The organism is Amycolatopsis sp. NPDC102522 (assembly GCF_055584485.1).
Map to the genome: position 1 here is coordinate 389879 of NZ_JBVJLY010000003.1, position 23739 is coordinate 413617.

The window sequence follows — 23739 nt, forward strand, 5'->3', positions numbered from 1 at the left end:
CAGACCGGTGTCAGGACCGGGCTGAGCAGATGGAGACTTCGCCGTGGGCGTGCCGGGATGGTTCGCGCGTGAGCGGGCGGACGGTGACCGCTTCGCGGACCTTGTCGACGGCACCGCCGGCACCGAGACCCCGGACGACGAGTTCGCGCACGAACTCGCCCTCGTCGGCGGCTTGCGCGAGCTGGGCGCCGGTGGCGCTCCCGACGCGGAGACCCGGCAAAGGATCCGCGACGAGATCGCCGGACGCCTCGCCGAAGACGAAGCCCCGTCGAAGCGTCGTGGTCACGCCGTCGCCAACCTCGCCGCGGCCGCCGTCGCGCTCGTCCTCGCGCTGGGCGGCATCACCTTGCTGCTGTCCAAGGACGCGTTGCCGGGCGATCCGCTCTACGGCATCAAGCGGGCGGGTGAATCGGCCGCGCTCGGGCTCACCTTCGACGAGCGGGACAAGGCGAAGAAGCATCTGGAGTTCGCCGCGAACCGCGTCGGCGAACTCGACGAACTGACCCGGCAGGGCGCGGCCACCGGCGCCTACTTCACCGGCCTCGCCGATTTCGAAACCGACCTGCGGGCCGGCGTCTCCCAGCTGACCTCGCTCGTCACCGATCAGGGCGGCCAGACCCGGCTCACCGAACTCCGCACCTGGGCGCGGCAACAGTCCGACCGGCTCGGTGTCCAGGTCGGGCACGCGCCCGCCGAGGCGCGCGACAAGTTCGCCGCGGCCCGTGTCCTGCTCGACAAGGTCCAGACGCGCACGTCGGATCTCGGCTCGCGGCTGGTCTGCTACACGATCACCACGGGCTCGTCCGACGAACTGGGCGCCGTCCCGGCCGCCGGCGACTGCGTCCGCAACCCCGGCTCCTCCGACGCCGTCCTGCCGCCGGTGACGTTGCCCTCGCCGTCGTCGGCACCGGCCGGGTCGCCGTCGCCGACCTCGGTGCCGCCGTCGTCCGGCGTGGACACCGCGACCCCCACCGGACCGCTCACGCCGCCCACGGGCGGGACGCCGCCACCCGTCGTGGCCACGCCTCCCCCGACGACGAGGACGTCGCCCCCGGCGACCACCACGCCGAAGCCGCCGCTGATTTCGATTCCACCGCTCATTCCGGGATTACCGCCGATAACCATCGGCTGACGCGGCGTTGATGAGGGAGGCACCACACCCGGGACAGGCTGGTCGGCCGCTCGCTACGCTGTGCATCAGGCACCTGGGATTCCGGAGGCGGTGTGCGTGTCAGTTTGGCGGGGCAGGGATAAGAGTCAAGAGCTCGAACGGCTGGCCGAGCTCGCGGGCGAGGCATCGGCCGAGGCCGCCATGGCGACCGCGTCCGCACAAGCCCTCGAACCGCCCGCGCCGCCCGCTCCGCCGGACCTGACAGCGGCCGCGTTCTTCGACGTCGACAACACCATGATGATGGGCGCGTCGATCTTCTACTTCGCCCGCGGCCTGGCCGCGCGCAAGTTCTTCACGTCCGCCGATCTCGCCGGATTCGTCTGGCAGCAGGTGAAATTCCGGCTCGGCGGCCGGGAGAACAAGGAGGACATCAAAACCCATCGCGAGCGCGCACTGTCCTTTGTGGCCGGCCGCACCGTGCAGGAACTGACCGACATCAGCGAAGAGATCTACGACGAGCTGATGGCGGACAAGATCTGGTCCGGCACCAGGGCACTCGCGCAGATGCACCTCGACGCCGGGCAGCGCGTCTGGCTCGTCACCGCGACGCCGATCGAACTCGCGGCCATCATCTCGCGGCGCCTCGGCCTCACCGGCGCGCTGGGCACGGTCGCGGAGACCAAGGACGGTGTCTACACCGGCCGTCTCGTCGGCGACCTGCTGCACGGCCGCGCGAAAGCCCACGCCGTCCGGGCGCTGGCGTCACGCGAAGGGCTGAATCTCAAGCGCTGCACGGCGTATTCGGACTCGCAGAACGACGTGCCGATGCTGTCGGTCGTCGGGACAGCGGTCGCGGTGAACCCCGACGGCGGTCTTCGCGACGTCGCGCGGGCTCGCGGCTGGGAGATCCGCGACTTCCGGACCGGGCGCAAGGCCGCGAAGATCGGCGTGCCCTCGGTGCTCGGCGTCGGTGCGGTGGCCGGTGCCGTCGCGGCCGGCATGGCCTACCGGCGCCGCTGACCCGTCACACGCGTGATCCAGGCCGTGACTCGCGTGTTCAAGCCCGTGACTCGCGTGATTGGGGCCGGAACTCTCGAGTTCCGGCCCCAATCACGCAAGTGACGGCCCCAATCACGCGAGTTCCGGCCCCAATCACGCGAGTTCCGGCTTCAATCACGTGAGTTCCGGCTCTAGCCCTTGAAGACGCTCTTCCGCTGCGAAAGGCGTTTGTACAGCGACTGCTGGATCGACTCCCGCACCTGGTCGGTCAGCGTGAACACCAGCATCGGGTCATCCACGGCGTCCGCGTCGTAGGTGTCCGTGCGGATGGGCTCGCCGAACTCGATGCTCCACTTCGTCGGCAGCGGGATCGCGCCGAGCGGGCCGAGCAGCGGGAAGAACGGCGTCACCGGGAAGTACGGCAGGCCGAGCACCCGCGCGAGCAGCTTGATGTCACCCATCTTCGGGTAGATCTCCTCCGCGCCGATGACCGAAACGGGGATGATCGGCACCCCGGTCCGCAGCGCGGCGGAAACGAAACCGCCGCGGCCGAACCGCTGCAGCTTGTATCGCGACGAGAACGGTTTCCCGATGCCCTTGAACCCTTCGGGCCAGACACCGACGAGTTCTCCCTTGCGCAGCAAGCGTTCCGCGTCGGCGTTGCAGGCGAGCGTCTGCCCGGACTTGCGGGCGAAGGAGCCGACCAGGGGTACCTGGAACACCAGATCCGCGCCGAGGCCGCGCAGGTGCCTGCCGCCGGGGGCGTGGTCGTGCACGGCGACGGCGGTCATCAGCGCGTCGAGCGGCACCGTGCCGGAGTGGTTCGACACCAGCAGCGCGCCGCCGTCGGTGGGCAGGTTCTCGACGCCGAAGGTGTCGACCCGGAACCACTTCTCGTACAGCGCGCGCAGCGGCGGCAACAGCAGGGTCTCGGTGAGCTCGGCGTCGAAGCCGAACTCGTCGACGGTGTAGTCACCGGTCAGCCTGTCCCGCAGGAACCCCAGCGCCGTCCGGAGCGAGGCGGGCAGGAGGTCGGCGTCGGCCGGACGGGTCCTGGCGGGCGAGATCCGCGCCGCCCCGGGGAACTCGACGACGGGCGCGTCCGCCCGGCGCTCCTGCTCCAGCTGCTCTTGCGCTTCTTCGGACTCGCGAAGATCCCGATCCGCCTGTGCGGCCGGGTCCGGCTTCTCTCTGCCGGGGCCGTGCAACGGGATGACCTGCGCTTCAGCGCCGCTCACGTCTTCCGCCTCGCCTTCGTGAGAGTTATCGGGGGTGTTCTCGTGGGGCCTGCTCACCGGTTCCCCGCCTGCCCTGTCGCCGCGGCCACGAGGACCTTGCCGGCGAACCCTGCCAGCCTGCCTCCGTCCACCACGGGCCTGAGCCCGCGGCCGGTGATGTAGTCGTCGAACGCCTCCCGCGTGGTCCACCGCGGGGTGTAGCCGAACTCTTTCTTGAGCTTCGTGATGTCCACGACGCGGCCGAAGTTCAGCAACCGGACCTGGTCCGCGGAGAAGTCGACCACCCTCGCTCCGCGCAGGACCTTGCCGACCGACGGCACCACACCGCTGGGCATCGGCAGTTCGACCCGACCGGCTCGCCGGATCGCCTGAGACAGCGTGAGTACCCCCTCCGAGCCGACATTGAACACGCCGGGCTTGTCGTTCAGCGTCGCCTGCTCGAACACGGCCAGCGCGTCCGTGGCGTGGAGCAGCTGGATCCGCGCGTCGTAGCCGAAGACTGTCGGGACCACCGGCAGCGCGAAGTAGCGCGAGAGCACGGTGTCGATCTCGGGGCTGATGATGTTGGCGAACCGGAACAGCGTCGTCGTGATGTCGGGACGGCGGCGCATGAGCCCGCGGACGTACCCCTCCATCTCGACGGCGTCCTTCGCGTAACCGCTGGTCGAGGTGGGGATGAGTTCGGAATCCTCGGTGAAGACGGCCTGCGAGCGCGCGCCCGCGCCGTAGACGGCGGCCGTCGACTTCACCACGAGCTTGCGCACGAGCGGCGAACGCTGGCAGGCAGCCAGGAGCCGCATCGTGCCGATGACGTTGACCTCTTTGATCACCGTGCGGCGAGCGGGCCCGGCCGGATGCGCGGTGCACGAGGCGTGCACGACGGTGTCGACCTTGGCCGTGCTGATCACCTTGGCGATCAGCGGGTTACGGATGTCGGCCCGGACGTATTCAGCGTGCCCCATACGCTGCAGAACCGACTTCTGCGGGGGCGTGGTGTCGACGCCGATCACCCGCTCGAACTCCGGATTGTTGCCGAGTCTGGCGAGCAGCTTCCCGCCAAGGTCTCCCCCGACCCCGGTCACGAGCACGATGTTCGACGGCATAGGACTCCCTGCGGCTTTAGGCTGTTCTCGGACTTTTTGATCACGGGGTCCTGATGACCTTGAGCGCGGATCGATCTACCGAGCGTGCGCGTACCTGCACTCACTGGAAGCATCGCGCGGCTGCCCTTGAGATGTTACCGCTCATTAGGGGTAGTCGAGCCAGCGCTTACATGCTATTAACCCGCCGCTCGCAGAGGGGATGCGCGTCTCACTCGAATGGGCGGAAAACGTCCACCAAATGGGAATGGCCCGTCCAGAAACTGGACGGGCCATTCACCGGCTGTGTCTTACTTGCCGGCCTTCCTACGCTGAACGCGCGTCCGGCGCAGCAACTTCCGGTGCTTCTTCTTCGACATACGCTTACGGCGCTTCTTGATCACAGAACCCATAGAGCGCTCCTTCCTTCGTCGTCGGTCACGCTGCCCGGCGCAGCGTCCAACGGGTGGAGCGCACAGGCACGAGCGGTCTTCCAGGGTACTCGCGCCCCGGAAGACGCCCTCGGGCGGGCACGCTGTGCTCCGCGAAGCGGGCCTCAGCCCACGTCGAAGTACGCGCCCTGCAGATATTCGTGAACGGCCTTTTCGGGCACTCTGAACGACTTCCCGACGCGCACCGCGGGCAACTCGCCCGAGTGAACGAGGCGATAGACGGTCATCTTGGAGACCCGCATCAGCGTGGCCACCTCGGCGACCGTCAGAAACTGGACCTGACCCACTGAGGGCAGATCATCCTTCTTGTTCGACGGCATGAATCACCGTGCCCTTCGACACGTGTCGCGCCACGCGGCTTCCCCACCTGTGGTATCGACACGCACGTGCTCTCCTGAGAGTAGCGGGACACGTGTGGCTAAAGCGACGCGAGTCACCGAGATGGGCCCGTCCGACTACGCATTTCGCCCTCCGGATGCGGTAGTTCGGCGGCGAACTACCGCATCCGGAGGACTAGGCGCGGGGATCGTGGGCGCGGCCCAGCTCTGTCGAACGGTCCTTCGCGGCCTCGATGGCGGCCAGGAGCGCCGCGCGGACGCCGTGCTTCTCCAGCTCGCGGATGGCGTTGATGGTCGTCCCGGCGGGCGAGGTGACGGCTTCACGCAGCAGCACCGGGTGCTCGTCGGACTCCGCGAGCATCTTCGCCGCGCCGACGGCCGACTGGATGATCAGCTGCCCGGCGAGAGCACGGGGCAGGCCGAGCAGGATCCCGGCGTCGATCATGGCCTCGACCAGGAAGAAGAAGTACGCGGGCCCGGATCCCGACAGCGCCGTCACGGCGTCCTGCTGCGACTCCGGCACCTCGACGACCTGCCCGACGTGCGAAAGCAGGTCCTTCACCACCGCGATGTGCTCGGCGGTCGCGTGCGCGCCCGCGGAGACGGCGCTCATCGCCTCTCCGACGAGCATCGGGGTGTTCGGCATGACACGGACCACCGGGACGCCCTCGGCCAGCCTGCGCTCGTACAGGGCTGTCGGCAGGCCCGCGCAGAGCGAGACCACCAGAGACTCCTTGCCGAGCAATGGCGCGAGCTCGTCCAGCACCGGGTCGATGTCCTGCGGTTTGACCGCGACGACCAGCACGTCGGCCCGGCGCGCGGCGTCGGCGACGGTGCTCCCGTGCACGCCGTAGCGCTCGGTCAGCTCGGCCGCGCGCGCCGGATACCGCTCGGTGAACAGCAGGTCGTCGGGGCTGTGCCCGCCGTGCAGCAGGCCCGAGAGCAGGGCCTCCCCGATCTTCCCGGCACCCAAAACCGCGATCACGCTCATGCCTTTCAGCGTGCCAAACCGCGGTCAGCCCCCGGGCGCCGGGGCGAGCGCCAGCTGCCTCGCCTGGCAGACCAGCCTGCCCTGCGAGTCCACGACGACGGCGTCGGAGTCGAACCAGGCCTCGTGCACCGACTGGGACTGCACGATCACCCGCAGCCAGCCCGGCGCCGGCCGGGTGCGCAGCAACGCGGTCAGCTGCACGGTCGGCGCCCAGCCGACCCGGCCGAGGTTGTAGACCACCGGCGGGTTCACGTCGCTCGCGAGCAGCGCGAAGTACGGGTCGGGGAGACCGTGCCGGGGCCGGACCCACAGCCGCATCTTCGGCGGATCACCGATCCGGCCGTGCAGATAGCCGACACTCGCCGGATCCAGCCGGACCTCGCAGCCCTTCGCGAGGTTGAACAGGCCTTCGGACGTCTCACCGGTCACGGGCACCGCGCCGGGCGGCGGCTCCGCGGGCATGGTGGGGACGTCGGTCCACTCCGGGCGCCGCATCGGCAGCCGTCCGGTGGTCACCCTGGCCTCGACGCAGCTGCGGCCCCGCTGCTCCAGCAGGACCGCCACGACCGAGGCGCGCCTTCCGACCTTCCGGACGTCCATGCGCAGCAACACCGGCCCCACCGCGGGCGGGTGCAGGAACTCCGCGCTGATCGCCAGCGGCTCGGACGGCGGTTCGCCGCGTTCGTGCAGGAACGTGAGGGCGGCCCGCGCCATCAAGGCCATCAGGAAGCCGCCGTGCGGATGCCCGCCGATCGACCATTCGGTACGCAGTACCGCCGTGAACGTGCCGTCACCCAGTGATCTCGTCGCGCAAGCCGCGTCGAAGGAGGTTCCCGTGTCGTCGGCCGCGCTCACCGAGCACTGACCCAGGCCACGAGCCGATCCATGGGAGTGCGGGAGATCAACAAGCGCAGCTGGTTCACGGTCGGAACTTTACGTGTACCAGCGCCTCGGGCGCAGGCAGGAATGAATCTCCGCACCTGGGGACGATCTTTGTCACTGGCCGAGGTGGAACCTCGCGAACAAGAGTGACTCCGCGAGATCCCTTGACCGCTGTGCCGCGTTCGGCGAGCGGCGGGTGTTGATCTCCAGCACGATCTGTCCGGAGAAATCGCTGTTCACGAGCTTTTCGAGCAGTTCGGCGCAGGGTTCGATCCCGCGTCCGGGCACCAGGTGCTCGTCCTTCGGGAGCCCCGTGCCGTCCGCCAGATGGACGTGGGTGAGCCCGGAACCCATGCGTTCGGCGAGCGCGAGGGCGTCCATACCGGCTGCCGCTGTATGGGACAGATCCAGCGTGTAGTGGCGAAACCCTACGTCCGTAGGGTCGATCGAAGGCCGGAAGGCCGACACGCGCGACGTCCGCGAGCCGCCGGGCGGGCGGACCTTGAACATGTTCTCGACCGCGACCTCGATGCCGCTCTCCTCTTCGAGTTCGTCGACGAGGTCGCCGAACGCGTCGCCGTAGCGGCGCTGCCACCGGAACGGCGGATGCACCACGACCGTGCGCGCGCCCAGTTCCAGCGCCGCGTCCACGGACATCCGCAGGCGCACCTCGGGATCCGGCGACCACACGCGCTGGGTGATCAGCAGCGACGGCGAGTGGATCGACAGCACCGGCACCCCGGTGCGGCGCGACCAGCGGCGCAGCGCGGAGACGTCCTGGCTGACCGGGTCGGCCCAGACCATCACCTCGACACCGTCGTAGCCGAGGTCGGCGGCCATCTCGAAGGCCACGCCCGCCTTCAAGGGCCACACGGACGCGGTCGAAATCCCCACCGGAATCTGCTGAACCATTCCGGCATCCTTCCCGAGGCCGCTAACGCGCGACCAGCAGGAGTGCGGCCGGTGAGACCGTCACCACCAGCCCCACCAGCACCGCGAGCACCGTGGTCTGCAGATCTTCCGCCCGGCGGATCTTCCGGACGATCCACACCAGCGCGACGATCACCAGCAGCGCGGCGACCAGCGCGGCGGCGGGGATGTTCACCCACAGCCAGTTGAAGCCCAGCCAGACCCCGGCGCCGCCGACCACGCCGAGGGCGAGCTGGCCGGCCAGCGCCAGCCACTGCTTCCCCGGTGACGCGTTCTCGGCAGGTGCCTCGGGTTCGACGTCATCGACGTCATCGACGCTGCCGTCGGCCCGGTCGTCTTCGTAGTCGTCCTCGTACTCGTCGGCGCGGTAGCCGTAGTCGTCGCGGGCGAAGTCCGGGCCGCCGTCGGGGTACGCCGGGTCGGCGAACTCGCTCTCGTACTCGTCGAGGTTGTCCTGCCGTTCGCGGTCGTCGAGCGAATGCGGCGGCACGAACGGCATCGGCGCGGGGTGCCCCATGGTCGGTGGGCCCGCGTCGAACTGGTCCTCTTCGGCGTCGATGTCCGGTTCGCCGGGCGCGACCGGGGGCGGGATCGGCGGGATCCCGCCGATCTCGGTGTCCTCGGACTGCACCTTCTGCCTGCGCTTGCGCCAGCCGGCGAGCCCGGCGGGCGGTGCCGCCGGTTCGGCGGGCGCGGAACCTTCGGAATCGACCCCGGTTTCGTCGCCGACCGCGGCGAACTGCTCCGTGCTCGGCTCGGCCTTCGGCTGCGGCGGGCGGGCCGCAGGACGACGGCGCCGCGCCGGCTGGGCGGGCGGGGTCTGGAACGCGCCGCTGGCCATCGGGCCGGGCTGGTCCTGGACGTCTTCGGGCGGGGCGTCGGCCCCGTCGAGCCTCGCCGACAAGCCGGCGGACGGGGGTCCCGCGGGCGGCTCGGGCCGACGGCGGACCGGCGGCACCGCGCCGCGGGTCTCTTCCGGGCCCGCGGGCCGCGGGCGGCCACGGGGAGGCAGGCCTTCGGAGTCCGGCGGACGCTGCTGGTAGCCGGACTGTTCCTGGGGCGGAGTCGGCCGCACGAACTGACCCGACTGCTGTGGAGGCTGCGGCGGACGCTGCTGGTAACCGCTCTGCTCTTGCGGCGGCGCAGGCCTCACGAACTGACCCGACTGCTGCGGAGGCTGCGGCGGACGCTGCTGATAGCCGCTCTGCTCCTGCGGCGGCTGCGGCGGGCGCACCGGCGGCGTCTGCCGGGTCGGGGCCGCGGCGTTCGGCGGCACCGGCAGCGGCGCGGAGTCCTGGGGCTGCGGCGGGAGCGGCCGTGCTCCGGAGTCCTGGGGCCTTGAACGGCGCGGAGGACGGTTGGGCGGCGGCGGGGTGTCGCCGGACACCCTGTCGATGATCGCCTGCGGCGCGGTGTCGCTCACCGACGGCGCGCGTCGGCCACGGGGAGGCTCGGGAGCCTCGTCCTCGTCGTCGGCCGCGCGGCGTCGCCTGCGGCGGCCGCCCTCGGGCTGGGCTCCATGCTGTGCGAGCAGCTCCGCCACGGTCTTCTGTGGCTGGCCGCTCTCTGTCTCGTCCGTCATACCGTGCTGTCCAATGCGCGCTCCGGCCGTTGCGAACCGGCACACGACGGGGCATCGGCGGCGTCGCGCGCGCTATCCACCGTCATCCGCATTTCCGTCACCTCTTCACCGTGCCCGTTCTCCGTCGACTAAGTCCAGTCGGGCGCTGCCGCCCACAGTCTCGTCCGCACCGTTCGAATGGTCCAGCCGTCGAAGGATGACACCTTCTCGCAGCGCCCACGGACAGATCTCCAGTTCTTCCAGGGAAAGCGCCCGCATGGTGGCTTGTGCGACGAGCGCGCCCGCCACCAGTTGGTGCGAGCGGCCGGCGCTGACCCCTTCGAGTTGTGCCAGGTCATGGGCGGTCATCCGGGAGATGAACGCGATGAGCTGGCGCAACGCGGTGTCGGTCAGGGTACGGCGCACATGCGGCCCGCCCGCCGACGGCGCCGCTCCGGTCAGCCTGGCGAGTGACCGGAAGGTCTTCGACGTCGCCACGACACGATCGGGTTCACCCAATTTGGCGACCTTCTTCGCGAGCGGGGCGAGTTGTTCTTCGAGCCACGCCGAAGTCGCGATGAGCTCCGAGCGGGTCGGCGGGTCGTGCTGGAACCGCGTCCGGGTGGTCCGGCCCGCTCCCAGCGGAAGCGATTCGGCCAGATCCGGCTCCTCGTCGCGGCCCATCGCGACCTCCAGCGAGCCGCCGCCGATGTCGAGCACGAGCAGCTTTCCCGCCGACCAGCCGAACCAGCGGCGGACAGCGAGGAAGGTGAGCCGGGATTCGTCGATCCCGGAAAGCACCTTCAGCTCGACGCCGGTCTGTTCGTGGACCTTCGCCAGCACCTTCGGGGCGTTCTTGGCTTCGCGGACGGCGGAGGTGGCGAACGCCATGACCTCTTCGCAGCCGAGCCTGGCCGCGGCCGCCTTCGCCGATTCGACCGCCCGGACGAGGCTGTCCGCGCCCGCGCGGCTCAGGTCACCGTTGCGGGTGATCTGCTCGGCGAGCCGGAGGACGGCCTTTTCGGAATGCATCGGGGTCGGGTGGGCGCCACGGTGGGCGTCGACCACGAGCAGGTGGACGGTGTTGGAACCGACATCGAGTACCCCTAGGCGCACGAGCGTCTACGGTACCCGCCTCCACGTCAGGTCACGAAACCGTAACCGTGTTTATCTGTCGAGCGCTGACGGAAACCTGCCGAAGGGGCGCCGGATCGCACACAACGTCACGTTGCGTTTGCAGGCGCCCCTTCATCAGGTTTCCGTGGGCCTTCGGCCCAAAAGAGGGCGCTCGACGGTGAAGTCTTCGTCGGGCGCGGAGCGCCCTTGGGAAGACCCCTGGGTCAACCGAGCCTCGGTGATTTAAGTCTCGAAGCCTCGGTGGTTTAAGTCTCGAACTTGTAGCCCAGGCCACGCACGGTGACCAGGTGCCGCGGCGAACCCGGGTCCGGTTCGATCTTCGACCGCAGGCGCTTCACGTGGACGTCGAGCGTCTTGGTGTCGCCCACGTAGTCCGCGCCCCACACCCGGTCGATCAGCTGCCCGCGGGTGAGCACGCGGCCCACGTTGCGCAGCAGGTATTCGAGCAGGTCGAACTCCTTCAGCGGCAGGGAGACCTCCTGGCCGTCGACGGTCACCACGTGCCGCTCGACGTCCATCCGCACCGGCCCGGCGGTCAGCACCAGCGGCGCCAGATCACCTTCGGAGCCCGGCTCGCCGCCGCGGCGCAGCACCGCCCGCACCCGCGCGATGAGCTCGCGGGCCGAGTACGGCTTGGTGACGTAGTCGTCGGCGCCCAGTTCCAGCCCGACGACCTTGTCGATCTCGCTGTCGCGAGCGGTCACCATGATCACCGGCACCGCGGAACGCTGCCGGAGCTGCTTGCAGACGTCGGTGCCGCTCATGCCCGGGAGCATGAGATCCAGGAGGACGATGTCGGCGCCGTTGCGGTCGAACTCCTCGAGCGCCTGCTGCCCCGTCACGGCGACGGCGGCGGTGAAGCCCTCTTTGCGGAGCAAGAACGCGAGCGGGTCGGCGAACGACTCTTCGTCCTCGACGATGAGAACCCTCGTCACAGGTTTCCTCCATGGTCGGGGCTTTCTTGCCCTGTTGCCACGAGACGGGGTGTCCGCTCGGGGGTCTTCTCCGGCCGGGATGCCGGCGGAGCCTGTTTCGGCGCCGCGGCCGGTTCGGCGCCGATGTGCGCGGGGATCCGCAGGGTGAACGTCGACCCGGTGCCGGGACGGCTCCAGAGGCCGACCGAACCGCCGTGGTTGGCGGCCACGTGCTTGACGATCGCGAGCCCCAGCCCGGTGCCGCCGGTCGATCGCGACCGCGCCTTGTCCGAGCGGAAGAACCGCTCGAAGACGCGCTGCTGCTCGTCCTCGGCGATGCCGATGCCGCGGTCGGTCACCGCGATCTCGACCTTCCCGTCGACCAGCCGTCTGCTGATCGACACCGGGCTGCCCGCCGGCGAGTACGCGACGGCGTTCTCCAGCAGGTTCGACAGCGCGGTGACCATCAGCGTCCGGTCACCCTCGATGAGCAGCCCGCTGGCCGAGTCGGTGGTGATGGTGATCTCGGCGGATTCCGCCGACAGCGTCGTCCGGCCGAGCGCCTCGCGGACGACGGCGTCGACCTCGACCACGTTCAGGTCGGGCAGCCGCTCGGCGCCCTGCAGCCGCGACAGCGCGATCAGCTCGGTGACGAGCTGGCCGAGCCGGGTCGATTCGCGGAGGATCTTGCCGCCGAACCGGCGGACCTCCTCGACATCCTCCGCGGCGTCGAGGACGGCCTCGGTGAGCAGCGCGATCGCGCCCACCGGCGTCTTCAGTTCGTGGCTGACGTTCGCGACGAAGTCCCGCCGGACGGCTTCGAGGCGGATCGCCTCGGAGTGGTCGACGGCCTCGACCACGGTGAACCCGTCGCCCAGCGGGCGAACCTCGCCGAGGACGGCTTCGGGCTGACGGCCCCTCGCCTCCAGCGGGGACAGGTCGATCTCCATCGGGTCGTCGGTCTCGACCACCTGCTCGGCGGCCTTGCGGGCCCTCGGGTCGGCCTGGTTGACCTTCACCAGGCCCAGCTCGTAGGCACGCGGGTTGTGCAGGACCATGTCCCCGAACTTGTTGAGGACGACGACCCCGTTGTTGCTGGAGCGCACGAGGCGTTCGAGCAGTTCGGCCACGGTGGGGCCGGTCGGGCGCCGCTCCTCGCGGCGGGCGCGGCCCCTGGCGATCAGGAAGCCGACGACCACACCGACGATCAGTCCGCCGACGGCCAGGGCGAGTGCAACAGGCGTGGTCACAGGGGAATCGTAAGCGTGCGGGTAGCCTTTTGGCCTAGTCCCGGCCGCGTACTCGTGATGCCTATGACACCTGGGGAAGCCCTGTTCGCCTGCAGGTCGGCCGCCGTTCACGTGGCCGACCCCTGGCCGAGATCTCCTGGGTGAGGCGGGTCACCCGGAACGGGGACCTGGTCGGTGGCCGGTGCCCGGATCCCGACTTTCGTCGTGACTATCCGGGCGGCGATCGTCCCACTCACGGGCGAATAGCGACGTTCCCGTCACGGCTGCCGGAGAATGTTGGAAGACTGTCGCCGTGGAACTCGTCAGTGACATCTCCCTGATTCGCGGAGAAGAAGAGCTGCTCGACCGGACGGCTCATCTGTTCGTCGCGGCGACCGACATCGCGTGCGCGGCCGACGACCTCTACACCTGGGCGCTTTCCCGGCCGTCGCTCACGCGCCAGGGCGAGCGGCTGCTGTCCGGCAAACGGGTCCGCAAGCTCTACCGCCCCGGCGTCCTGCTGAACGAGCAGACCGCGCAGCACCTGCACCACCTCTCCGGTCTCGGCGCGCAGATCCGGATCGGCACCGAGGAGATCAACGAGACGATCCTGCTCGACGAGCGGGTCGCGATCATGGCGGGCGACGAGGGCAAGGAGGTGCGCTCGTACAGCGTCATCTCGCGCCCGGAGCTGGTCCAGGGCATCTTGTCGCTGTTCGAGACCGCCTGGCTGGCGGCCGCCACGCTGGAGACGTTCGACGCGCGGTTCGCCGACATCCGGATGGAGACCCCGCAGATCCTCGAGTTCCTGACCACCGGCTGCAAGGACGACAAGGCCGCGAAGAGCCTCGGGATGGGCGTGCGGACCTATCAGCGGCGCGTCTCGGAGCTGCTGGTCGCGCTCGGCGTGACTTCGCGGCTCCAGGTCGACGCGCGGGCTCGGGAACTCGGCCTCTTGTGAGGCGCTGGGCGGGTTTCGCCGTGCTGCTCGCGCTCGCGGGCTGCACCACCGGCGTCTCCGGCACCGCCCGGCCCGAACCGGAAAGCCCGCCCGCCAACCTCGCACTGGTCGATCCGTCGCGGACGGCGTCGGTACTGAAAGCGGTGAAGACGGCCACCGAAGCGGTGTTCTCCTACGACAGCACGGCCGCGCCCGCCTACGACAAGGCACTCGCCGAGAACCTGACGCCGGGCGCGCGGGACGAGATCGCGAAGCTGTTCTCCGAGGTCCGGAACTCGCCGGAGCCGATCAAGCTCGTGACGCGGGTGATCGTCTCGGCCGCCGTCGAGCAGACGCCGGACAAGACGCGGGTGCTGACCGTGCTCGACCAGAGCAGCACGAGGGCGGGTGGCACCAGCAAGGGCATCGCGTCGGTGCTGCTCGCGACGGTGCGCGAGGGCGAACGCTGGCGCATCGGCGAAATCAAGGTGAACCCGGCCGGATCGCCGCTCGCTGCGGAGAAACCAGGCGCGGGTGACCGGGCGCTCGCACGGGTGCGGGACTCGGCCCGTGACGGCGCTCTGCGCGCCGCTGAGGTCCTGCTGAACGTGAACCCTGCCGATCCCGAAGGCAGCTACGCCCGCTACGAGTCCGTCTCGACCGGAGAGCTGCTGACGGGCTTCCAGCGGGACAAGGCGGCGCGGATCGCCCAGTTCCGCGCGGCGGGCACGAAGGCGTCGATGGCGCCGAACCCCGCTGTCGGGGTCATGGAGGTCGTGGACGACAAGGCGAGCGTGCTGCTCTACGCGGCGACGGACGTCACGGACGCGGCCGGACAGACGACGAAGAAGTACCTGCCGATCGTCCTGCGCCTCAAACGCCTACCCGAAGGCTGGAAGGCCGCCGGGATCGAGTCCGTCCAGGCTTTGCCCTGAGCTCGGCAACCGTGCCCAGATGTCATGAAAGGGTCGTTCAGGACATTTTTTGTCCTGAACGACCCTTTCATGACACTCGGGGAGCTTCGGTACGGAAAGGTCAGCGGCCCTGGTTCGCGACGGCGGCCGCGGCTTCCTTGGCGGCTTCCGGGTCCAGGTAGGTCCCGCCGGCGGTGACCGGCTTGAGGTCCTCGGTGAGGTCGTAGCGCAGCGGGATGCCGGTCGGGATGTTGAGCCCGGCGATGGCGTCGTCGGAGATGCCGTCGAGGTGCTTCACCAACGCCCGCAACGAGTTGCCGTGCGCGGCGACCAGCACGGTCTTGCCCGCGCGCAGATCCGGCACGATCTCGGTCTCCCAGTACGGCAGCAGCCGCGCGACGACGTCCTTGAGGCATTCGGTCAGCGGGGCGGAGTCGCCGAGGTCGGCGTAGCGCGCGTCGCCCGCCTGGCTGAACTCGTCAGCCGGGTCGATCGGGGGCGGCGGGGTGTCGTAGGAGCGGCGCCAGAGCATGAACTGCTCCTCGCCGAACTCGTCCAGGGTCTGCTTCTTGTTCTTGCCCTGCAGCGCGCCGTAGTGGCGTTCGTTGAGACGCCAGTCGCGCTTCACCGGGATCCAGTGCCGGTCGGCGGCGTCGAGCGCCAGGTTCGCGGTCGAAATCGCGCGGCGCATCAGCGACGTGTGGACGACGTCCGGCAGCAGGCCGGACTCGGCGAGGAGCTGCCCGCCCTTGCGCGCCTCCTGCTCGCCCTGCTCGGACAGCGGCACGTCCACCCAGCCGGTGAACAGGTTTTCGGCGTTCCACGTGCTCTGCCCGTGACGCAGCAGCACCAGAGTCCCAAGCTCAGCCATGGGGTTCAGCCTGCCAGAGAGAGCGGAAGCGCCGGTCAGAGGGCCGGGATTGCGCTTTCTTCTACAGAGAGTGCGTTACCCGCGAGTAACACCTTCACCCGTCCAGAAGACGGGTTGCCAACAAGTCCAATTCCCCGGCAATCAGGCTGCACTCCGTTATCCCGGTTTTCGAAGTTCACTCGAACGGAGTAACCGGTAGTCTTGTGATTACAGGTGGAGATCTGACAGGTTGACTAAGTCCCGCGCGGCCGGATTCCACGCACTCCCCGGCTCGACGCGGGTGACGACCGCGACTCGTCTCCCCCCTGCCGAGTCGCGGCGCCCGCCGGCCCCGTTGGCATCCCCCTCGTCACCGGGTCCACCTTGGCGGGAACTTCAGCGGGGCGGCTCGAGATCGCGACTCCCCCCTCCCTCGAGCCGTCCCGCCTGTTCATTTCAGTCCAGCGGAGGCGCGGACGGCAGCTCCGAGGCGGTCGCCATCGCCGGTTCCAGCTGACGGCGCCGCTTGCGCAGCCACCACACCAGCGCGGCCGCGGGGATACCGAAGACCAGCAGGAAGGGCGCCATCGCGCCGAGCACGGTCAGCAGGCCGCCGCCGAAGGTCAGGAACGCGTCCCAGCCGTTGGCAAGGCCGCCGAAGAACCCGCTCCGGGCTTCCTCCTCCGCCGCCGCGACCGTCTCCGCCTTCACCTGCAGCGAGATCGTCGACATGGCGACACTTCCGGCCAGGCTTTCGCGGCGCTTCTGAAGCGACTCGAGTTCGGACTCACGGCTCGTCAGCTCGCTCTCCACGGAGGCGATCTCGGACACCGAAGTCGCCCTCGCGAGCAACGCGCGGATGCGCTCGACGCTCGCCCGCTGGGTGGCCAGCCGCGAATCGACGTCGACCATCTGGTCGGTCACGTCCGTCGCGGTGACCTCCCGCCGGACCTGCTTCCCCAGCTTCCCCAGCTGGTCCAGCACGCCGTCGAGGCGTTCGGAGGGCACGATGACGTTGACCGACGCCCGCTTCTCCTGGGTGCTCTCCTGCCCGGTGTAGCCGGCGGCGGCCTGGGTGATGACGCGCACCTGCGAGAGCACGTCGGCGACGTTCGGCGCGGTGAGCTCCAGGCTCGCCGTGCGCACCAGCTTGCGGTCGGCGATCCCCGGCTGTGCCGCGGGCGCCTTCTCCTGACCCGCCTTGCCCGCGCTGTCGGTGGCGCCCTTGTTCGGCACGCCCTGGTTCGGTCCGCCCTGATTCGGCACGGCCTGCTTCCCGTCGGCCGTCATCGGCATCGCGGCGGATTCGCTGTAAGGCTCGCTCGCCGAGCAGCCCGCCAGCGCCAGCGCGGCGCCGACTACGGCCACCCATCTCAATCGTTTGTACATCGGTCCATCTCCCTCCAGTGCTGCGGAAAGAGACGGAACCGGGTTCAGGCCGGTTGCACCATCCGGGTCACGAGTCGGTCAAGGCCCCTGGTTCGTGCCCGTTCGAAGGCTCGACGAGATGTTTGAACGCCGCCAGGTTCGCGAGCGACTCTCCACGCGAGACACGCCAGTCCCATTCGCGTTTGATCGACTCGGCGAACCCGAGTTCCAGCAGCGTGTTGAAATCGCCGTCGGCGGCTTCCAGGACCTGTCCGAGGATCTTGTCCAATTCGGACTCGGTCACCGTGTCCAAGCCGAACCGGCCAACCAGGTAGATGTCGCCCATCGCGTCCACGGTGTAGTGCACGCCGTAAAGCTTCGCGTTGCGGCGCAACAGAAAGCGGTAAACGTCCTCATGGGACTCGTCGGGGCGGCGGCAGACGAAGGCTTCGACGGCGAAGGCGTGGTCCCCGGCGACCAGCCAGCAGTTGGTCTGCAGCTTCTTGGTACCGGGCAACGTGACGAAGTACTTCCCCTCGCCGCGCCTGTCATACTCCAGGCCCGCGTTGTCCAAAGAGGACCGCAAGGTCTCGTCGAGCGTCAAACCGCCACCTCCGCGCGCTGTTCGAGGGCACGCCGGAACGCGCCGGTCGCCTGAGCGTACGTGTCCAGCAGGCGGTCGGTCGTCCGGCGCCAGGAGAAGCGCCGCGCGTGGACGACGGCGTTGGCCGAGAGTTCGGCACGCCAGCCGGGCCGCAGCGCGACGTTCGCGAGCGCGCCCGCCCAGTCCTTCGGATCGTGCGAAGGCACCAGCAGCCCGGAAACACCGTGCGGGACGGCGACCGGCAGCCCGCCGACCTCGGCCGCGATCACCGGTGTCCCGCAGGCCTGCGCCTCGAGCGCGACCAGCCCGAACGACTCGTTGTAACTGGGCACGGCGACGAGGTCGGCCGCGCGGTAGACGTTGACCAGCGACCGGCCGGGCTGGGGCGGCATGAACCGGGTCTGCTCCTCGATCCCGAGGGAGACGGCCAGCTCGCGCAGGGCCTGCGGCTGCTCCAGCCCGGTCCCGGACGGGCCGCCGACGATCAGCACGACCAGCCGCGACGCCAGCTCCGGCCGCTCACGCAGCATCTCGGCCGCGGCCAGCAGGAGGACGTCCGGCGCCTTCAACGGCTGGATCCGGCCGGCGAAGGCCAGCACGATCGCGTCCTGCGGCAGGCCCAGCGCGCGGCGCGCGGCCGACCGGGAACCGGGGGTGAAGCGGTCGAGGTCGACGCCGGGCGGGATGGCGTGCACGGCGTGCGGGTCGGCGTCGTACAGCTCGATCAGCTCGCGGGCCTCGACACGGGTGTTCGCGACCAGGCAGTCCGCCTCGTCGACGACCTGCTGCTCACCGATCACGCGAGTGCGCGGCTCGGGGGTGTCGCCCTCGGCCAGCGCGGCGTTCTTGACCTTGGCCAGGGTGTGCGCGGTGTGCACCAGCGGGACGCCCCAGCGGTCGCGGGCGAGCCAGCCCGCCTGGCCGGAGAGCCAGTAGTGCGAATGGATGAGGTCGTAGTAGCCCGGCTCGTGGAACGCCTCGGCCCGCAGCACCCCGGCGGTGAACGCGCACAGCTGCGCCGGCAGCTCGTCGCGTCCCAGCGGCTCGAACGGCCCGGCCGGGATGTGCCGGACCAGGACGCCCGGCGCCAGCTCGGCGACCGGGGGCTGGTCCGAGGACGTCGCCCGCGTGAACACCTCGACCTCCACGCCGCGGCGGGCCATCTCGGTGGCCGTCTGGCTCACGTAGACGTTCATCCCGCCGGCGTCGCCGGTACCCGGCTGTTCCAGCGGAGAGGTGTGCAAGGACAGCACCGCGACGCGCCTGGGCGCGGCATCGAACCCGTGCAGAGGGATCGTCACCTGGTCAACACTCCTGAAGTCCTACTGATCGGCGAACCCGCGCAGCAGTTCACCGAACTCGTCCGCCGCTTCGGCGAACGGCAGATGCCCCACCTCAGGTAACCAACGCACGACGGCACCCGGAATCTTCCCGGCCGCGTATTCCGCCGACGTCGGATCGATCACAGCGTCCGCGAGACCATGGACGATCAGCGCCGGTTTGTCCAGATCGCGAAGAACATCCTCACTCCCGACGTCGCGCCGGAACAGCGCGGAACGCACCGCGGGCGGCGTGGAGAGGCAGGCGCCGAGCAGCGCCTGGGTGAGCGTGCCGGACACCGGGGAGGCGGTCATCCCCGCGCTGAACTGCACCAACGCGGGAATCGCGACCGCCGGATCGTCCGACAGCACCGCCGGGATGGCCTCGCGCATGGCGGGCCCGACCTTGCCTCCGGGCCGGTTCTTGCCGATTTCTGTGATCGCGCCCACAAGGACGACGCCACCGAGCCGGGCGGAACCGTGCACCCGGAGGTAGTCGGCGATGACCAGCCCGCCGTAGGACCAGCCGACGACGATCGCGTCGTCACCGGCGAAGTCGAGGACGGAGGCGAGGTCTTCGGCCCAGACACGCGGATCGTCGTAGCCGGCGGAGGGCACCTCGGAGTCGCCGTGGCCACGCAGGTCCATCGCGACCAGGCGGAACCGCTCACTGAGCGCGGGGTCCGCCAGCTGCGGCGCCCAGGCCCGGGAGGACTGGGCCCAGCCGTGCACGAACACGATCGGGCGGGTGTTCTCGGCGCCCTCGACCCACAGGCCGATGCGGGTCCCGCCGTAGCCGACTACCTCGGTCTTCATGCCTCGCACTTTAGGAGGTCGGCCGGGGTGGCCCCTACCCGCCGGAAGTGGCGGTAAGCCGCGGGCTGGGTGGGTCGTGAGTGGCGATTCAGGTCAGGGCCAAGCGTGCCTTAGGTACCTGGCTGCGCTTGATCCCTGTCCGTGAAGGGCCCTTCACCTTCCCAAGTACATGAAGGCCCCCTTCCTTGCGCTAGGCGCAAGGAAGGGGGCCTTCATGTACCTCAAGCGAGCCAAGCGGCGGTGAGGCGTCGATACCGGCGCCCTGACCCGCTACTTGACCGCGGAGAGGGCCTTCCAGGACTTCCAGTCGTAGAACCAGTTCTTGACGTCCGATTTGGTCGGACTGCCCAGTTTCGAACCGGTGATCTCGACCGGGTCGCCGACCAGCGCCGAGTCGAAGTACTTCTTCGCGTCCGCCTCGAGCAGGTTCACGCAGCCGTGCGAGGTGTTGGACTTGCCGATGTTCGACGCGTTGTCCTGGTTCTCGTGGATGTACTCGCCGTTGTTCGAGATCCGGCAGGCCCACTTCTTGTTGACGTTGGTGTAGCCGTAGCGCGCGTTGTCGAACCGCGCGGTCGGCTCCTTCGACATCACGATGAACGTGCCGTTGGGGGTGTTCCGCTGGACGTCGCCGTCGAGGCCGTTCGAGCACGGGTAGCTCGCCGACTCCGCGCCGCCGCGGTAGACCTTCATCGTGTGGTCGGGGGTGTTGACCTTGACCACCTGGTTGCGGCCGATCTTGAACTTGGTGGTGACGTCGGCCTTGCCGTACGCGCCGCCGCCGAGCGCGACGCCGTAGAGCTTCGCCTCGACGTTGACCGTGATGTTGGCGGGCCAGTACTCCTTGGGCCGCCAGTCGACCTGGGTGTCCGAAAGCCAGCCCCAGGAGCCCTCGACGTCCTTGTCGGTCTTGACCTTGAGCGCCTTCTCGGCGGCAGCCTTGTCCTTGACCGGGGACGCGAACTTCACGCTGATCGGCATCGCGACGCCGACCTCGGCGTTGTCGGCCGGGTTCAGCGTGGCGCGGACCTCCTTGGCGGGCTTGAGCGTGGTGAAGGAGCCCTTGAGCTCGGCGGGCTTGTTGTCGCTGCCGGTGGCCTTCGCGGCGTAGGTGTACGTCTTGCCGTAGCCGAGGACCTCGGAGCTGGTCCAGGTGAGCCCGTCGGCGGAAAGTTCGCCCTTGACGTCCTTGCCGCCGTCGGCGGTGACCTTGACCTCGGTGAGCTTGCCGTCGGCGACCTTCACGACGACCGGGGTCACCACGGGGGCGTCCTTGGCGTCGGCGGCGGGTTCGGCGGTGATCTTGGCCAGCGGCGCGGCCTCCTGCTCCCCGCCACCACTGCTGCCTTCCGGCTTGGCGTTGCCGCCTTCTTCGCTGGAGCAGGCAGCGGCCAGCATGGCCGCGCCCGCGGCGAGCGCGGCCTTGAACACCGTGCGCCGTTCGATCACCGTGTACCTCCCATGAAGATCCCCGCCCCCACGCGAGCTTCTACCCGCTCAGCGCTGGGATCCATTCCGACGTTACCCGCGGCGACGGAACTCACCCTCGCCCCTCGGAGTGATAGACGCACGAAGACGGCTCGGGGTTGTTCGCGATTTTCCGGTTTGCATAACGAAACGCCTGGCACGCGGGTCGTGGCTAGAGCGAGCAGTTGATGAGCAGAGGCTCCGGGTGCAGCGAAACACCGAAGCGGGCCTCGACGCCGTCGCGCACTTCGCGCGCCAGAGCGAGGAGATCCGCTGTCGACGCTTTGCCCCGATTGGTAAGCGCGAGTGTGTGCTTCGTCGACAGCGAGACCCGGCCTCCGGGCCCCTCGTGGCCCTTCCCGAACCCTGCCCGCTCGATCAGCCACGCCGCGGACAGCTTCGTGCCGCCGGGCGCCGGGTACTGCGGCACGCGCACGTCCTCGCCGACGACGTCCACGATCCCCGCCAGCACCTTCGCCAGCCGCGCCTCCCCGATGATCGGATTGGTGAAGAACGAGCCCGCGCTCCACGTGTCGTGGTCGTCCGCGTCCAGGACCATGCCTTTGCCGCGACGCAGCACGAGGACCGCTTCGCGTGCTTCGGCCACCGGGACACGATCACCGATCTCGACGCCGAGCGTGCGGGCGAGTTCGGCGTAGCGGATCGGGGCCGAGAGGCCGTCTTCGGTGACCTTGAAGCGCACTGTGAGCACTACGCCCGCGTCGGTCCCCTTCAGGATCGACGTGCGGTAACCGAACCCGAGCTCTTCGGCGGTCAGCGTGCGAACCTCGCGGGAGGCGCGGTCGTAGAGGTCGACCGAGACCAGGGACTCGGCCACCTCGCAGCCGTACGCGCCGACGTTCTGGATCGGCGTCGCGCCGACCGAGCCGGGGATCCCGGAGAGACATTCGAGCCCGCCGGCGCCCTCGGCGACCAGGCCCTCGACGAAACCGTCCCAGTTCTGCCCCGCCGCGACCTCGACGAGATCTCCGTCACGGGTCCAGCCGGTGTTGCCGACCTTCAGCAGCGCGCCCTCGAAACCGTCGTCGGCGACGACGAGGTTCGAGCCGCCGCCGAGCAGGAGGATCGGCTCTCCGGCGTCGTCGGCCTCGCGGACCGCGTCGACCAGGGCCTGCGCGGTCTTCGCCTCGGCGAAACGCCGCGCCGGGCCACCGAGCCGCAGCGTGGTGTGATCGGCGAGGGCGGCGTGCTGAGTCGGAGTTTCGGCAGTGCTCACGCCCGTGAACGGTACTGTCTGGCGCCATGGCCTCCCGTATCGAGCACCGCTCAGCGTTCTCCGCAGACCTCGCGACCACGTTCGACGCGGTCGCCGGCGAGGAGGCTCTGCGGGCCAGGCTGGAGCAGATCGGCGGCGACGACGCGGAGCTGCTGGAGTACGTCCCGGCCGAGGACGGCGTGCGCTACAAGCTGCGTCAGGGCATCAGCTCGGACAAGCTCCCCTCCGCCGTGCGGACGCTGCACCGGGGCGACCTGATCGTCGAGCGCGAGCAGACCTGGAAGGCCTCCGGAGCCGGATACACCGGCGCCGCGACGGCGTCCGTGCAGAGCGTGCCGGGCGAGATCACCGCGAAGACGTCGCTGACCGGCGAAGGTGAGCAGACGACGCTGGTCAACAGCGGCGAGGTCAAGGTGCGGATCCCGTTCGTCGGCGGAAAGCTGGAGAGCGTGATCGCCGAACAGGTCACCAAACTGCTGGAACGCGAGGCGGAGTTCGTCGCGAAGTGGCTGGCCGAGCGCTGAAGCCGGTCGGGGCACCGACACGCGGGACGACCAACCCCAACCGGCTGCGCCGGGTGGACCGGTGGCTCGCGCGCGACCCGGCCGTGACGCGGCTGCTGCGCCGCGCGGACGCACCGCTGGTGGTCGACCTCGGCTACGGCGCCTCCCCGGTGACCACCGTGGAGATGGCGCGGTGGCTGCGGTCCGTCCGCCGCGACGTCCGGGTGCTGGGCCTGGAACTGGACGCCGAACGGGTCGCCGTCGCGCAGGCCGCCGTCGACAAGCCGTGGCTGGACTTCCGGCGCGGCGGGTTCGAGCTCGCCGGGACGCGGCCGGTGCTGGTGCGCGCGTTCAACGTGCTGCGCCAGTACGACGAAGCCGAGGTCCCGGGGGCCTGGTCGCTGATGCTGGACGCGATGGCACCCGGCGGTCTCCTGGTCGAAGGCACCTGTGACGAGATCGGACGGTTGAGCACCTGGGTCGCGGTCGGGCACGACGGGCCGCGCGCGCTGACCCTGTCGGTCCATCTCGCCAGCCTGGAACGTCCGTCCACAGTGGCCGAACGCCTGCCGAAGGCCCTCATCCACCGCAACGTCCCCGGCGAACGGGTCCACGAGCTGCTGTCCGCTCTGGACGTCTGCTGGGCGACGGCGGCGCCGCACCAGAACTTCGGTGTCCGTGCCCGCTGGGCGCATACCGTGCACCTGCTCACCGGCCGGGGCTGGCCGGTGCTGAACCGGCCGTCGCGGTGGCGGCTCGGCGAGCTGACCGTGCCCTGGTCCGCCGTCGCACCGAGTGACCGCGGACTGGTCCCTTAGCGGGAATTCACCGGTACAACCCCACTCCGTCACCCCGTAGCG

24 protein-coding genes are annotated in these 23739 nt (G+C 69.7%); 6 read left to right on the forward strand and 18 right to left on the reverse strand.

Annotated elements, in window-relative coordinates:
* The first annotated feature begins 43 nt into the window (after positions 1–43).
* The gene (locus tag ACZ6YV_RS12075) at positions 44–1132 is read left to right on the forward strand and encodes a DUF5667 domain-containing protein (RefSeq protein WP_465509598.1); all 1089 of its coding nucleotides are present in this window, start codon (positions 44–46) and stop codon (positions 1130–1132) included.
* Positions 1133–1228: 96 nt separating this feature from the next.
* Positions 1229–2131 carry an HAD family hydrolase gene (locus ACZ6YV_RS12080; RefSeq protein ID WP_378238410.1) on the forward strand — a complete coding sequence of 301 codons (903 nt, stop codon included), beginning with the start codon at positions 1229–1231 and terminating at the stop codon, positions 2129–2131.
* A 170-nt stretch (positions 2132–2301) separates the two neighbouring features.
* On the opposite strand, the gene ACZ6YV_RS12085 is transcribed toward ACZ6YV_RS12080, so the two are convergent.
* The 11 genes from ACZ6YV_RS12085 to ACZ6YV_RS12135 all read right to left on the reverse strand — a co-directional run bounded on the left by ACZ6YV_RS12085 (position 2302) and on the right by ACZ6YV_RS12135 (position 12882).
* Positions 2302–3405 carry a lysophospholipid acyltransferase family protein gene (locus tag ACZ6YV_RS12085; RefSeq protein ID WP_465509599.1) on the reverse strand — a complete coding sequence of 368 codons (1104 nt, stop codon included), beginning with the start codon at positions 3403–3405 and terminating at the stop codon, positions 2302–2304.
* Positions 3402–4451 (reverse strand): NAD-dependent epimerase/dehydratase family protein, encoded by a 1050-nt coding sequence (locus ACZ6YV_RS12090; RefSeq protein WP_465509600.1) that lies wholly within the window; start codon positions 4449–4451, stop codon positions 3402–3404. Before ACZ6YV_RS12090 ends, ACZ6YV_RS12085 begins: the two co-directional genes overlap by 4 nt.
* A gap of 287 nt (positions 4452–4738) precedes the next feature.
* Entirely contained in the window at positions 4739–4840 is a 102-nt protein-coding gene (locus tag ACZ6YV_RS12095) for a 30S ribosomal protein bS22 (protein ID WP_007030867.1), read from the reverse strand.
* Between the two features lie 143 nt (positions 4841–4983).
* Positions 4984–5199 carry a helix-turn-helix domain-containing protein gene (locus ACZ6YV_RS12100; protein WP_076164244.1) on the reverse strand — a complete coding sequence of 72 codons (216 nt, stop codon included), beginning with the start codon at positions 5197–5199 and terminating at the stop codon, positions 4984–4986.
* Between the two features lie 193 nt (positions 5200–5392).
* Entirely contained in the window at positions 5393–6208 is an 816-nt protein-coding gene (gene proC, locus ACZ6YV_RS12105) for a pyrroline-5-carboxylate reductase (protein ID WP_465509601.1), read from the reverse strand.
* 24 nt (positions 6209–6232) lie between these two features.
* Entirely contained in the window at positions 6233–7063 is an 831-nt protein-coding gene (locus ACZ6YV_RS12110) for a thioesterase family protein (protein ID WP_465509602.1), read from the reverse strand.
* Between the two features lie 141 nt (positions 7064–7204).
* Positions 7205–8002, reverse strand: coding sequence for a sugar phosphate isomerase/epimerase family protein (locus ACZ6YV_RS12115; RefSeq protein ID WP_465509603.1), 798 nt, complete (start codon positions 8000–8002; stop codon positions 7205–7207).
* Positions 8003–8024: 22 nt separating this feature from the next.
* Positions 8025–9602: a hypothetical protein gene (locus ACZ6YV_RS12120; RefSeq protein ID WP_465509604.1), complete on the reverse strand. Its 1578-nt coding sequence runs from the start codon at positions 9600–9602 to the stop codon at positions 8025–8027.
* Between the two features lie 105 nt (positions 9603–9707).
* Positions 9708–10697 carry a Ppx/GppA family phosphatase gene (locus tag ACZ6YV_RS12125; protein WP_465509605.1) on the reverse strand — a complete coding sequence of 330 codons (990 nt, stop codon included), beginning with the start codon at positions 10695–10697 and terminating at the stop codon, positions 9708–9710.
* Positions 10698–10963: 266 nt separating this feature from the next.
* Positions 10964–11653 carry a response regulator transcription factor gene (locus tag ACZ6YV_RS12130; protein WP_005167072.1) on the reverse strand — a complete coding sequence of 230 codons (690 nt, stop codon included), beginning with the start codon at positions 11651–11653 and terminating at the stop codon, positions 10964–10966.
* A complete protein-coding gene (locus tag ACZ6YV_RS12135) occupies positions 11650–12882 on the reverse strand; it encodes a sensor histidine kinase (protein ID WP_465509606.1) in 1233 nt (410 codons plus the stop codon). Before ACZ6YV_RS12135 ends, ACZ6YV_RS12130 begins: the two co-directional genes overlap by 4 nt.
* Positions 12883–13174: 292 nt before the next feature.
* On the opposite strand from ACZ6YV_RS12135, the gene ACZ6YV_RS12140 reads away from it, so the two are divergent.
* Both ACZ6YV_RS12140 and ACZ6YV_RS12145 read left to right on the forward strand, forming a co-directional pair.
* Entirely contained in the window at positions 13175–13822 is a 648-nt protein-coding gene (locus ACZ6YV_RS12140; protein WP_465509607.1) for a DNA-binding response regulator, read from the forward strand.
* The gene (locus ACZ6YV_RS12145) at positions 13819–14736 is read left to right on the forward strand and encodes a hypothetical protein (RefSeq protein ID WP_465509608.1); all 918 of its coding nucleotides are present in this window, start codon (positions 13819–13821) and stop codon (positions 14734–14736) included. Before ACZ6YV_RS12140 ends, ACZ6YV_RS12145 begins: the two co-directional genes overlap by 4 nt.
* Positions 14737–14836: 100 nt before the next feature.
* Here ACZ6YV_RS12145 and ACZ6YV_RS12150 read toward each other — a convergent pair whose 3' ends face one another.
* The 7 genes from ACZ6YV_RS12150 to ACZ6YV_RS12180 all read right to left on the reverse strand — a co-directional run bounded on the left by ACZ6YV_RS12150 (position 14837) and on the right by ACZ6YV_RS12180 (position 22376).
* The gene (locus tag ACZ6YV_RS12150; protein ID WP_465509609.1) at positions 14837–15586 is read right to left on the reverse strand and encodes a phosphoglyceromutase; all 750 of its coding nucleotides are present in this window, start codon (positions 15584–15586) and stop codon (positions 14837–14839) included.
* Positions 15587–16021: 435 nt separating this feature from the next.
* A complete protein-coding gene (locus ACZ6YV_RS12155) occupies positions 16022–16954 on the reverse strand; it encodes a DUF4349 domain-containing protein (protein ID WP_465509610.1) in 933 nt (310 codons plus the stop codon).
* Between the two features lie 67 nt (positions 16955–17021).
* Entirely contained in the window at positions 17022–17537 is a 516-nt protein-coding gene (locus ACZ6YV_RS12160) for a type III secretion system chaperone family protein (protein WP_465509611.1), read from the reverse strand.
* Complete coding sequence (gene mshA / locus ACZ6YV_RS12165) at positions 17534–18838, reverse strand: D-inositol-3-phosphate glycosyltransferase (protein ID WP_020633133.1); 1305 nt, start codon at positions 18836–18838, stop codon at positions 17534–17536. The genes ACZ6YV_RS12160 and mshA overlap by 4 nt, the downstream gene beginning before the upstream one ends.
* A gap of 21 nt (positions 18839–18859) precedes the next feature.
* The gene (locus ACZ6YV_RS12170; RefSeq protein WP_465509612.1) at positions 18860–19672 is read right to left on the reverse strand and encodes an alpha/beta fold hydrolase; all 813 of its coding nucleotides are present in this window, start codon (positions 19670–19672) and stop codon (positions 18860–18862) included.
* Between the two features lie 270 nt (positions 19673–19942).
* Positions 19943–21121, reverse strand: a complete 1179-nt coding sequence (locus ACZ6YV_RS12175) for a L,D-transpeptidase (RefSeq protein WP_465509613.1) — start codon at positions 21119–21121, stop codon at positions 19943–19945.
* 190 nt (positions 21122–21311) lie between these two features.
* Positions 21312–22376, reverse strand: a complete 1065-nt coding sequence (locus tag ACZ6YV_RS12180; protein ID WP_465509614.1) for a UDP-N-acetylmuramate dehydrogenase — start codon at positions 22374–22376, stop codon at positions 21312–21314.
* A gap of 26 nt (positions 22377–22402) precedes the next feature.
* Here ACZ6YV_RS12180 and ACZ6YV_RS12185 point away from each other — a divergent pair, with 26 nt between their 5' ends.
* On the forward strand, positions 22403–22900 hold the full coding sequence (locus ACZ6YV_RS12185) for a DUF2505 domain-containing protein (RefSeq protein WP_465509615.1): 498 nt from the start codon (positions 22403–22405) through the stop codon (positions 22898–22900).
* Complete coding sequence (locus ACZ6YV_RS12190; RefSeq protein WP_465509616.1) at positions 22882–23697, forward strand: class I SAM-dependent methyltransferase; 816 nt, start codon at positions 22882–22884, stop codon at positions 23695–23697. The genes ACZ6YV_RS12185 and ACZ6YV_RS12190 overlap by 19 nt, the downstream gene beginning before the upstream one ends.
* Positions 23698–23739: the final 42 nt, after the last annotated feature.